Consider the following 12305-nt stretch of genomic DNA (forward strand, 5'->3'; position numbering starts at 1 on the left):
ATTAATCTTCGTCGCCGAACCAACAAATATTACGTGCAGCCATGATTAGCTCACCTGCGCGTTCTTCTGTTAATCCTTCAATATCTTCTAGCTCATCAGTACCTTGATCAGCTAAGTCTTCAAGTGTTACAACACCTTTTGCAGCCAGCTTGAATGCTAGTTCGCGTTCTAGCCCCTCTAGAGCAAGCAAATCTTCTGCAGGTTCAACACCGTCGAGTGTCTCTTCTTGAGCAAGAGCAAGAGTAGTCAGTGCGTCTTTTGCACGGCTACGTAACTCTTCAACCATGTCTTCGTCTAGGCCATCAACTTCTAACAGTTCATGAACTGGAACGTAAGCAATCTCTTCTAGCGTTGAGAAACCTTCTTCAGTCAGCATCTCGGCAAAATCTTGCTCGATATCTAAGTGCTTCATGAAGCTCTCAACAGCAGCTTGAGACTCTTCTTGGTGCTTCTTCTGTAGGTCTTCAACTGTCATTACGTTAAGTTCCCAACCCGTAAGTTGAGAAGCAAGGCGAACGTTTTGACCATTACGACCGATAGCTTGCGCTAAGTTGTCTGGTTCAACAGCGATGTCCATTGAGTGTGCATCTTCATCAACAATGATAGAAGCAACATCAGCAGGAGCCATTGCATTAATAGCAAACTGAGCAGGATTGTCGTCCCAAAGAACGATATCGATACGCTCACCGCCAAGTTCGCCAGAAACAGCTTGTACACGTGCGCCACGCATACCAACACACGCACCAACAGGGTCGATACGACGGTCGTTAGTCTTCACAGCAATTTTTGCACGTGAACCTGGATCGCGAGCACCCGCTTTCAGTTCAATTAGCTCTTCGCCAATTTCTGGCACTTCCACACGGAAAAGCTCAGCAAGCATTTCAGGCTTAGAACGAGTAATGAACAGTTGGAAACCACGTGCTTCAGGTTTAACTGCGTACAGCAAACCACGAACACGGTCGCCTGGGCGGAAGTTTTCACGAGGAAGTTGATCATCACGAAGAATAACCGCTTCAGCGTTGCTACCTAGATCTAGAATTACCGTTTCACGATTTACTTTTTTAACAACACCGGTAACTAGCTCACCTTCGTTATCAATAAACTGCTCTACGATTTGAGCGCGCTCAGCTTCACGTACTTTTTGTACGATAACTTGCTTCGCTGTTTGCGTAGTAATACGGTCAAACGTTACTGATGGAATATCGTCTTCAACGAAATCACCAATAACCATTGTTTCATCTTCGTATTGCGCTGCTTCTAAAGAGATCTCTTTAGTTGGGCTTTCGACTTCTTCAACCACTTCCCAGCGACGGAAAGTATCGAATTCACCTGTTTTACGATCAATTTCAACACGAACTTCAATTTCTAATGCGTGTTTTTTCTTAGTTGACGTAGCAAGCGCAGTTTCTAGCGCTTCAAAAATACGTTCACGAGGTACGGCTTTTTCATTCGAAACAGCCTCTACTACCGCTAAAATTTCTTTACTCATTCTATCTAGCCTCTTAAGCTCAAATTTTTCTAGGAGAACTAAAATTTAGGTATCAGGTTAGCTTTAGAAATATTGCTTAATGCAAAACTTTCTTGCTGACCTTCAACAACGACTGAAATAGTCTCACCATCGACAGAGTGAATATCACCCTTCCATTTACGACGGTTTCCTACGGCCATTTTCAAGACGATGTTGACCTCGTGACCAATAAACTGTTTGTAGTGTGCTGCTGTGAAAAGTGGTCGTTCTAGACCAGGAGAAGACACTTCTAGGTTATAAGCCACTGAAATTGGATCTTCTACATCTAAAACAGCACTAACTTGACGGCTCACTTCTGAGCAATCGTCAACAAATATGCCATTTTCATGATCGATATAGATACGTAGCGTTGAATGCTCGCCTGCACGAATAAATTCTAATCCAACTAACTCATAGCCTAACGCAGATACTGCACTGTCAAGCATTTCAGTAAGTTGTCTCTCTAAACCAGTCATTTAAACCACTCCAGAAACAAAAAAAGGGCAAAGAGCCCAATTTAAATCCCAAGCAACAACCTAGCTAAAATTAAAAAGCTAGATAACAAAAAACCCCGAAATAGTCGGGGTTTTTTATTGCTGGACCCTTGATTCGTTAGATACAAATTGTATCCAACTCACAATCACTTTAGCAAAAGCAACTGCGCAAACTTGTCCACGAATCCTAAAAAGGATTTGGTTGCGGGAGCCGGATTTGAACCGACGACCTTCGGGTTATGAGCCCGACGAGCTACCAAACTGCTCCATCCCGCGTCCGACTTGCTGTGCATTATACGCTCAACAAGGTGATTTACAAGTTTGTAAATATGGTGCCGAGAGAGGGACTTGAACCCTCACACCCTAAGGCACTAGCACCTCATGCTAGCGTGTCTACCAATTTCACCATCTCGGCAGCTAAATCATTGAATTAGCTTATTGAGGAATCTCGTCGCCAGTTTCGGCTGGAAGTTCACTCACTACATCTTCAGCTTGTTGGATAACTTGACCTTGAGTTGGGTCAAGCCATTGTGACTCAGTCGTACTAGTCGACATGTTGCCAAGCACTAAGCTAAGGATGAAAAATACTGTTGCAAAAATTGCAGTCATTCGGGTTAGGAAATTCCCTGAGCCACCAGCACCAAACACTGTGTTTGAAGCACCGGCACCGAATGAAGCTCCCATATCTGCGCCTTTACCTTGTTGAATCAACACAAGGCCAATTACACCGAGCGCTGCCAACAGGTAAGTCACAAGTAGAACTGAATACATGGTGTCCACCTATGTTCAAAATTGTCGAGCCAGCGCCGTCTAAAATTCGTTATGAAACAAGATTTTTAGAACAAAGCTAGCGACCTCCTAACTGAAGGCCGAGCAATACTAGCGAAAGCCGAGTACGCTGACAAGAAGATTTTAAGAAAAACTCCTTTAAGGAGCATCAATCGGTTAAAAAAAGGGCAAAAGCAAAGTTAAGCGAATTTACAGCTCATGAATAGGGGCTAATTTGCCCCTAAACGATCTTAGGATTAGCAGTTAGCTTTTACCGCATCCGCGATTTTAAGCGCTGAACGTTGTACCAGTTCTGCATCTTCACCTTCAACCATGACACGTAGTAAAGGCTCGGTTCCCGATTTACGTAGCAGCACTCTTCCTTTCTCACCCAATTCAGCTTCAACCTCTTGTACAGAATCTTTTACAGCTTGAGCATCCAATGGATTCGAATCACCACTAAATCGTACATTCTCGAGAACTTGAGGGTATAAGGTCATTCCTTGAGACAGCTCGTTCAACGTCATTTCGCTACCAACAATAGATGCAATCACCTGAAGTGCAGCAACAATCGCATCACCCGTTGTCACTTTATCCAGTAGGATAACGTGTCCAGAGTTTTCAGCACCAATTTTCCAATTGCGTTCAAGCAGCTTTTCCATCACATAACGGTCTCCAACTGAAGCACGAACAAATGGTATACCCAGCTGTTTCAATCCGTTTTCCATACCAAGGTTTGTCATTAATGTACCAACAACACCACCTTTTAATTCACCACGGCGAAGCGCATCACGAGCAATAATATAAGCAATTTGATCGCCATCGACCTTATTTCCAAATTCATCAACCATGATGATTCGGTCACCATCGCCGTCAAAAGCAACACCTAAATGCGCTTTCTCTTCAACAACTCGTTTTTGAAGTGCTCGAACATCCGTTGCACCCACTTCATGGTTGATGTTAGTACCGTTTGGCTCGACACCAATCGTCACAATCTCAGCACCTAATTCAGTGAAGACACTTGGCGCGATATGGTATGTCGCACCATGCGCACAATCGATAACAATTTTTAAACCCGCTAGGCTAAGCTCTGAAGGGAATGTGCTTTTACAAAATTCAATATAACGGCCAGCGGCGTCGTTTAGGCGCATCGCTTTACCAAGGTTTGCCGACTCAACACACTCGATATCTTTATCCATCTCAGCTTCAATCGCCAGTTCGATTTCATCTGAAAGCTTGGTTCCCTCTGACGAGAAGAACTTAATACCGTTATCGTAATACGGGTTATGAGAAGCAGAGATTACAATGCCCGCTTCAGCGCGAAACGTTTGTGTAAGATAAGCAACAGCAGGCGTTGGCATAGGGCCTGTTAATGTCGCTTTTAGGCCTGCAGCAGCAAGACCAGCCTCTAAAGCAGACTCCAGCATGTAACCTGAAATACGAGTATCTTTGCCGATGATCACTTTCTTAGTACCCTGCTTGGCAAGTACTCGGCCAGCAGCCCAACCTAGCTTTAATACAAAATCTGGAGTGATCGGGTATTGGCCTACTTTCCCTCGTACACCGTCAGTGCCGAAGTAACGTCTTTTATCTGACATTTTTATTCCTTGGTTTCTTATTTTTCGTTATACAGTTTTTGCGCTATACGTTTTCAGTTCTAAACCTAATTAGGACTATTTATTGCTGTTCATCGTGGTAATGATCTTCATTGCTTCCAATGTTTCATCGACATCATGAACTCGTATGATTTGTGCACCTTTTAATGCAGCAATTGTTGCACAGGTGACACTTGCCACCATGCATTCTGAAGGTTTTTTATCTATTAATTTAAATATCATCGACTTACGAGACATACCCGCTAATATTGGCATGCCTAATTGATGAAATTTATCTAAATGCGCAAGCAGATGGTAATTATGCTCTAAAGTTTTGCCAAAGCCAAAACCGGGATCAAGAATCAACTGAGATGAATCAATTCCAACGGATTTACACGCTTTAACACGCTCGGCGAGAAACAGACTGATATCTTCGATAATATCTTTGTAGTGCGGTTTATGCTGCATGGTGCGAGGTTGACCTTGCATGTGCATTAGACAAATAGGCACTTGCTCTTTTGCGGCGACTTCCAATGCACCGGGCTCTTGCAACGCTCGAACGTCATTGATGATATCAGCACCGGCTTCTATCGCCTTTTCCATCACTTTCGCTTTGCTAGTATCGATGGATATCCAGACATCATGTTTCTCACGGATCGCTTTAATCACTGGGATTACTCGATTCAACTCATCTTCTAGAGAGACATCTGGCGCACCCGGCCTCGTTGATTCGCCACCGATATCAATGATGCTGACACCCGCTGCTATCATTTTCTCAGCTTGCTCTAAAGCTGTCGCTAATGAAGAAAACTGGCCACCATCTGAAAATGAGTCAGGAGTGACATTAAGAATACCCATAACTTGTGGGGTCGATAAATCTAACTGCTTATTGTTTGCTGTAATTTTCATAGATCTAATATCTAGATAGCCTAAAACACAAAAACCCCGAGAGAGCTCGGGGTTTTATTAAAGGACAGTCGTTACTCTGCGTCTTTTTTATCTGCTTTTTCTGCAGATTCTACAGATGGCTCTTCAGCGCTATTACTTTCAGATGATGCTGCTTCTGCTTTATCTTCTGACGTTTTTTTAGCTGATTCTTTATCGCTATCCGTTTGAGGCTTGTCTTGATCATCACCCCAACCAGCTGGCTCACGAATTTCTGATTTGCGCTCCATTAGATCATCAATCTGTCCTGCATCAATGGTTTCGTACTTAACAAGTGCGTCTTTCATTGAGTGCATTAGATCCATGTTATCTTCTAGAATCTGCTTAGCGCGAGCATAGTTGCGATCGATAATCACACGAACTTCATCATCGATAAGCTTCGCAGTATCATTCGATACATGCTTAGTTTGCGTTACCGAACGCCCTAAGAACACTTCGCCTTCATCTTCTGCATACAGAAGAGGACCAAGTTTTTCAGAGAAGCCCCACTGTGTCACCATCTTACGAGCAATATCAGTTGCACGTTCGATATCGTTTGATGCACCAGTAGATACTTTATCCATACCGTAGATTAGCTCTTCAGCTAGACGACCACCGTACAGACTAGAGATCATAGATTCTAAATGCTGACGGTTCATACTTACGCGATCTTGCTCTGGTAAGTACATAGTGACACCAAGTGCTCGTCCACGTGGGATGATAGACACTTTGTATACCGGATCGTGCTCAGGAACCAAGCGACCAACAATAGCGTGACCCGCTTCGTGGTATGCCGTTGACTCTTTCGTCTCTTCAGATAGAACCATAGAACGGCGCTCTGCACCCATCATGATTTTATCTTTCGCTAATTCAAACTCAACCATAGTTACGCTACGTTTATTACCACGTGCAGCGAATAGAGCCGCTTCGTTAACTAGGTTAGCTAGGTCAGCACCAGAGAAACCAGGCGTACCACGAGCAATCAATGATGGTTCAACATCGCCACTTAGAGGTACTTTACGCATGTGAACTTTAAGAATCTGCTCACGACCACGGACATCTGGTAGACCAACGACTACTTGACGGTCAAAACGACCAGGACGAAGCAGTGCTGGATCCAATACGTCAGGACGGTTGGTTGCAGCGATAACGATGATACCTTCATTACCTTCAAAGCCATCCATCTCAACCAGCATTTGGTTTAGTGTTTGCTCACGCTCATCGTGACCACCACCAACACCTGCGCCACGTTGACGACCTACAGCATCGATTTCATCGATAAAGATAATACAAGGTGCTGCTTTCTTCGCTTGTTCGAACATGTCACGAACACGTGATGCACCAACACCAACGAACATTTCTACAAAATCTGAACCAGATATAGTGAAGAAAGGAACTTTAGCTTCGCCAGCGATAGCTTTAGCAAGAAGTGTTTTACCCGTACCAGGAGGACCAACCAACAAGATACCTGTTGGAATTTTACCGCCTAGTTTTTGGAATCGGCTTGGATCACGAAGGTAATCAACCAGCTCTTTCACATCTTCTTTAGCTTCATCACAACCTGCGACATCGCCGAACGTTGTTTTGATTTGTTCTTCGCTCATCATACGAGCTTTACTCTTACCAAACGACATAGCACCTTTGCCACCGCCGCCTTGCATTTGACGCATGAAGAATATCCATACACCAATGAGTAAGATCATAGGGAACCAAGAAATAAAGATAGTCCCTAGAAGGCTTTGCTCTTCTGGAGGTGTACCTTGAACTTTCACATTTTGGTTAATGAGGTCATCTAGAAGCTTTTGATCATATACCGGCATGTATGTGACAAAACGAGAGCCACCTCCACGACGAGTAAAGGCAATTTCTTGACCTTTAAATGTTGCTTCTTGAATCTGGCCTTGGCCAACTTCCTGTACAAACGTGGTGTAATCTACTGATCTACTGTTGCTTTCACCAGGGCCAAAGCTCTGGAACACAGACATCAATACGACAGCGATAACTAGCCACAGAATTAAATTTTTTGCCATGTCACTCAAGGTGCAAGCCTCTCGATAACTAATTGTAATTAAAGGTAGGGTACTACAGTTTGAAACCTGTAGCTATAGTGTTAACTTTCGCCTTTAGTGGCTAAATAGTTAACCTTTGTAACCAGTGGCTACAATGAATACTTCACGAGAACGAGCTCTAGAAGAATCAGGTTTTCTCACTTTGACGGTTTTGAACATTTCACGAACGTCTTTCACGTATTGATCAAAGCCTTCGCCTTGGAAAACTTTAACAACAAAGCTACCATTTGTGGCTAGAACTTGTCGACACATATCCAACGCTAATTCTACTAAATACATTGCTCTAGGTTGATCAACTGAATTATTGCCAGCGATATTGGGTGCCATATCTGACATCACAACATCAACCATATTCGGTTGAATTCTTTCAAGCAATGCTTCTAGAACTGACTCTTCACGAAAATCGCCCTGTAAAAAGCTTACGCCCGCAATTGGATCCATAGGCAATAAATCACAAGCAATTATTTGCCCATTGTCACCTACTATTTTAGCAGCATATTGAGACCACCCACCAGGAGCTGCGCCTAAATCGACGACGGTCATACCAGGTGTGAACAACTTATCTTTAAGATGGATCTCTTCCATTTTAAAGTAAGCACGAGAACGGTAGCCTTTCTTTCTAGCTTCGTTTGCATACTTATCGTCGAAGTGTTCCTTCAACCAACGACCAGAGCTGGCCGAATGTTTCTGTTTACTCATTAGATACCTAATTTAGTGGGTAAAACCCAATTGCTATATACATAAGACTAATAAATTATAGTCTTCAGCATTAGATGGCGTTAAAATGGTTTTTTTCAACCCTAATAGAAAATAAATTGGCCGCGAAATGAACCTAAGCAACAAACAAAAGCAGCATCTTAAAGGCCTAGCGCACAGTCTAAAACCTGTCGTGCTTATGGGCGCGAATGGACTCACCGAAGCTGTTCTAGCAGAAATCGAAATTGCACTTGATCACCATGAACTGATCAAAATTAAAGTCGCTTCTGAAGATCGTGATACTAAGCAACTGATTATTGATGCAATTATTCGTGAGACTAAAGCAGAGAAAGTACAAACCATTGGTAAAGTACTAGTACTGTTTCGTCCATCAGAGCAACGTAAAATCGAAATCCCACGCAAGTAATTACACTTTAGATTACTGCAGTGAGAAAAAAGGTCGCATGTGCGACCTTTTTTTTATCTTTAACATTTCAACCGACAAGAGCCAGCCTTTCTACTAGTTAAATATATTCTACTTTATCAATTTCGAAATCTTTGTCGCCGCCTGGAGTCGAGATCATCACCTCATCACCTTCAAGCTTACCAATCAGACCACGTGCAATCGGTGATTTCACTGAGATACGACCAGATTTAATATTCGCTTCATCTTCTGAAACGATTTGATACTTAACTTCTTCGTCAGTATCAACGTCGATCAATGTAACAGTAGTACCGAAAATAACTTTTCCAGTATTTTCCATCTGCGTCACATCAATAATTTGAGCAACAGAAAGCTTGTATTCGATATCGCGGATTTGAGCTTCGCAGATGCCCTGCTCTTCACGAGCGGCGTGATATTCTGCATTCTCTTTCAAATCGCCTAGCTCACGAGCTTCGCCAATCGCAGCTGAAATAATCGGGCGCTGCTTAAGTAGTTTTTCTAAGTCGTCACGTAGCTTTTTTTCGCCACGTACAGTCATTGGAACCTTTTCCATATATACCTCTATGCCAAAGGGGACTTTGGACAAAACAAAACTACCTGATCCAAACGGCCAGGTAGTTAATTTGTGCATTGATTTCTTTTAGTTTAAACAAACTTGGCAGGTAAATCATTAAAATTCCCCTGAGATAAATCCCAAAAAAGAAAATCCTCACAATTTTTACGCTAGCCAAACAATCCTAGCGAGTCTAAATAACCAACAGAAATAAAGAAAACTTATCAATATATGTAAACTCGCTCCATCAAGTAGACTCACCAACAAATACGCCACTATTAAAAAAACAACAACAAAACCAACCACTTAAAATCAACACCACTCCCCGCGTCTATTTTTTATAGTTAAAGTTCATTTTATATCACTAACGTTTTCAACCACTTAACGGTTAAAACGTAGTTGCGTCTGACTTCTTGCTTCATTTAGTAATAACAACTTCGTCTTAATCCATATATACGAAAAGTTAAAGCGAGAAGTCAGGCCAACACAATATAGTGTGAAGGCAACTTGCCTTTACTCATAAACACTATTTATGGACATAAAATAGGACAACAAAATGAACAAAACTCTGATCGCTTTAGCTGTATCAGCTGCTGCAGTGGCTACTGGCGTAAACGCAAACACAGTTCAATCTGACAACGTTGAAGGCTCTTCTGTATACAGCAGCAATGGTCAATCTCTAGAGATCGGTGGCCGTGCTGAAGCTCGTCTATCTATGAAAGATGGTAACGCTGCAGACGCTAGCCGCGCACGTTTAAACTTCCTAGGTAAAACTGAGATCACAGATGGCCTATATGGTAAAGGCTTCTGGGAAACTGAACTAACTACAGACGGTACAGAAACTCGTTACGTGTACGCTGCTATCGGCGGTCAATACGGTGAAGTTGCTTATGGTAAAACTGATGGCGCACTTGGCGTAATCACAGACTTCACTGACATCATGTCTTACCACGGCGCTACTGGTCTTTACAAACTAGACGTTGCTGACCGTGACTCACACATGATCGCATACAAAGGTTCATTTGCTGATCTAGATCTTAAAGCAAGCTACCGCTTTGCTGATCGCGTAAATACTGATGAAGACGGAACCATCAATAAAGAAGGTGACTTCTACTCAAACGATAGCACTGACGGTTACTCATTATCTGCTGTTTACACAATCGCAGACACTGGTGTAACTATCGGTGGCGGTTATGCTGATCAAAGTGGCGAGCGTAAAGTAGATGGCGAAACTATTTTTGCAGATAGCACTCAATTTGTTCTAGGTGCATCTTACAACACTGACAGCTACTACTTCGGTGCAGCCTTTGTTGATGGCCAAGATAAAGAACTATCAACTGGTGAAAAAATAGACATTACCGGTTACGAGTTCGCAGCGGCTTACAAGTTAAACAACATGGCATTCACCACAACTTACAGCTTCCAAGAAGACAAAATTGACGGTGATAAGCTAGACCTTGCAGACAATATTGCTATTGATGCAACATACTACTTTGCTAACAACGTACGTACTTACATCTCTTACAACTTTAACCTACTTGATTCAGACAAAGTTGGTAAAGCTGCAGCTGAAGACGAGCTAGCACTAGGTCTACGTTACGACTTCTAATTTTTCATTATTTGAATGAAAACATCTTTAAGCCTGCTTTGATAGCGGGCTTTTTTACCCTTAGCTCTTAAGCTTTTGGTTTCACTCGTTACTTTCTATCTACCATCTAAACTCTCACTCCACTGTATTAATAGTCATTCTCATCGCCATTTCTTCGCTGCATAAAATATCTTTATATGTTTCTGATGACATATAAATTCTTAAAATATATAAAAAACCATATAAACCTCACCACTCCATAGTTCGTTGAAAAACGCCTAATAAACAACAATTTAACCCAAACCCTATCGCAATAAAACACTATACGATTAATTCGTTCAGATCATTTTACTAACGCTGAAGGGAACTTTAGGAGTAAAACGTAATAACACCTTATGCAGTTGAAATACTTATCAATGTCATTATTGACATAAATCTTACATATGAAACTTGATTAAAGCTGGTGTAGGGTCGACGATACTAGCGTGAAGGTTTTATTTACCTCGCAAAATAATAACTATTTATGGACAATAAAATAGGACTAATAAAATGAAAAAGACTCTAATTGCTCTAGCGGTGGTAGCTGCAGCAGTATCAACAGGCGCAAGTGCAGCTAACGTATACAGTGAAGATGGTACTGATCTGAATGTTGGCGGTCGTGCTGAATTTCGTGGTGATTTCATTGGTAATGGCGGTGAAAAGATTGAAGGCACAATGGCAAATCAAAGTCGTTTCCGCTTAAATGTTGGCGGTACAACTCAGATTTCAGACACACTAAGCGGCTTTGGTTTCTACGAAGGTGAGCAAGGCTTGGAATCAAGCTCAGATAGTAGCCGTAATTCGAAATTTAAAGAGCGTTACATGTATGCGGGACTAAAAGGCAACTTTGGTGCAGTATCATTTGGTCGTCAAGATACTGCTGCTGTTCAAATATCTCAAATGTCAGACGTAACTACGTTCACTGGCGCTCAAAAAGAGTTCATCGATGCTAGTAACGAGCAGATCAACAACACCATCGCTTATGCAGGTAACTTTGATGCGCTTAGCCTAAAAGCAAGTTACGTTGCAGGTGAAGCAAAAGATACTGATGGCTACGGTATTTCTGCAATCTATACACTACCAATGGGCTTAGGCTTTGGCCTTGGTTATTCTGGTGGTGATAATGGTGACGGTGCAGGTTCTAGTGACGCTATCATTGCAGGCGTTAATTACACACTAGACTCTCTATACCTAGCTGGTACTTATACTACTGGTGATATCGATGATAAAACCAAAGAAGAGTTTGATGGTGTGGAACTTGCGGCAGTATACGGCTTCGGTAATGGTTTTGCTCTGAAAGGTGCATACCAGAAAACAGATACTAAACTTGCTAGCGTGAAAACTAAAGAAAGTGATTTCTTTGAAATCACTGGTGACTATGCATTCAACAAAAGCATCAATGCCTACGTTGCTTATCAGCTTAACAACTTAAGTGAAAGCGATGTTGGTACGGATATGGCTGAAGATACACTACGTCTAGGCCTGAAATACTCTTTCTAATTTCAAGCAACTGACAATCAAAGGTCTGGCTAATGCCGGACCTTTTTCATATCTAAGAGATAGTTATCTTTGCCTTATTCCATCCCCTCTTTATACTCAAACCATGCAATTTTATAGGACCGCCTCA

11 protein-coding genes and 2 tRNA genes are annotated in these 12305 nt (G+C 42.2%); 3 read left to right on the forward strand and 10 right to left on the reverse strand.

Annotated elements, in window-relative coordinates:
• Position 1: 1 nt before the first annotated feature.
• From nusA to rlmE, 9 genes are all read right to left on the reverse strand, one after another.
• Positions 2-1489, reverse strand: coding sequence for a transcription termination factor NusA (gene nusA / locus L4D20_RS08270; RefSeq protein WP_428801105.1), 1488 nt, complete (start codon positions 1487-1489; stop codon positions 2-4).
• A gap of 38 nt (positions 1490-1527) precedes the next feature.
• On the reverse strand, positions 1528-1983 hold the full coding sequence (gene rimP / locus L4D20_RS08275) for a ribosome maturation factor RimP (RefSeq protein ID WP_428801106.1): 456 nt from the start codon (positions 1981-1983) through the stop codon (positions 1528-1530).
• A 217-nt stretch (positions 1984-2200) separates the two neighbouring features.
• Positions 2201-2277, reverse strand: a tRNA-Met gene (locus L4D20_RS08280).
• A 54-nt stretch (positions 2278-2331) separates the two neighbouring features.
• Positions 2332-2416, reverse strand: a tRNA-Leu gene (locus L4D20_RS08285).
• A gap of 20 nt (positions 2417-2436) precedes the next feature.
• Positions 2437-2772: a preprotein translocase subunit SecG gene (gene secG, locus L4D20_RS08290; protein WP_428801107.1), complete on the reverse strand. Its 336-nt coding sequence runs from the start codon at positions 2770-2772 to the stop codon at positions 2437-2439.
• Positions 2773-3026: 254 nt separating this feature from the next.
• Entirely contained in the window at positions 3027-4367 is a 1341-nt protein-coding gene (gene glmM / locus L4D20_RS08295; RefSeq protein WP_428801108.1) for a phosphoglucosamine mutase, read from the reverse strand.
• 75 nt (positions 4368-4442) lie between these two features.
• A complete protein-coding gene (gene folP, locus L4D20_RS08300; RefSeq protein ID WP_428801109.1) occupies positions 4443-5273 on the reverse strand; it encodes a dihydropteroate synthase in 831 nt (276 codons plus the stop codon).
• Between the two features lie 71 nt (positions 5274-5344).
• Positions 5345-7318, reverse strand: a complete 1974-nt coding sequence (gene ftsH / locus L4D20_RS08305; protein ID WP_428801110.1) for an ATP-dependent zinc metalloprotease FtsH — start codon at positions 7316-7318, stop codon at positions 5345-5347.
• Between the two features lie 108 nt (positions 7319-7426).
• Complete coding sequence (rlmE, locus tag L4D20_RS08310) at positions 7427-8056, reverse strand: 23S rRNA (uridine(2552)-2'-O)-methyltransferase RlmE (protein WP_428801111.1); 630 nt, start codon at positions 8054-8056, stop codon at positions 7427-7429.
• 127 nt (positions 8057-8183) lie between these two features.
• On the opposite strand from rlmE, the gene yhbY reads away from it, so the two are divergent.
• Positions 8184-8480: a ribosome assembly RNA-binding protein YhbY gene (gene yhbY / locus L4D20_RS08315; RefSeq protein ID WP_428801112.1), complete on the forward strand. Its 297-nt coding sequence runs from the start codon at positions 8184-8186 to the stop codon at positions 8478-8480.
• A gap of 97 nt (positions 8481-8577) precedes the next feature.
• On the opposite strand, the gene greA is transcribed toward yhbY, so the two are convergent.
• Complete coding sequence (gene greA, locus L4D20_RS08320) at positions 8578-9051, reverse strand: transcription elongation factor GreA (protein ID WP_428801113.1); 474 nt, start codon at positions 9049-9051, stop codon at positions 8578-8580.
• Between the two features lie 556 nt (positions 9052-9607).
• On the opposite strand from greA, the gene L4D20_RS08325 reads away from it, so the two are divergent.
• Positions 9608-10660, forward strand: a complete 1053-nt coding sequence (locus L4D20_RS08325) for a porin (RefSeq protein ID WP_428801114.1) — start codon at positions 9608-9610, stop codon at positions 10658-10660.
• 528 nt (positions 10661-11188) lie between these two features.
• Positions 11189-12178, forward strand: a complete 990-nt coding sequence (locus L4D20_RS08330) for a porin (protein ID WP_428801115.1) — start codon at positions 11189-11191, stop codon at positions 12176-12178.
• Positions 12179-12305: the final 127 nt, after the last annotated feature.

It is taken from the genome of Vibrio kyushuensis, assembly GCF_050337325.1.
GTDB lineage: Bacteria > Pseudomonadota > Gammaproteobacteria > Enterobacterales > Vibrionaceae > Vibrio > Vibrio kyushuensis.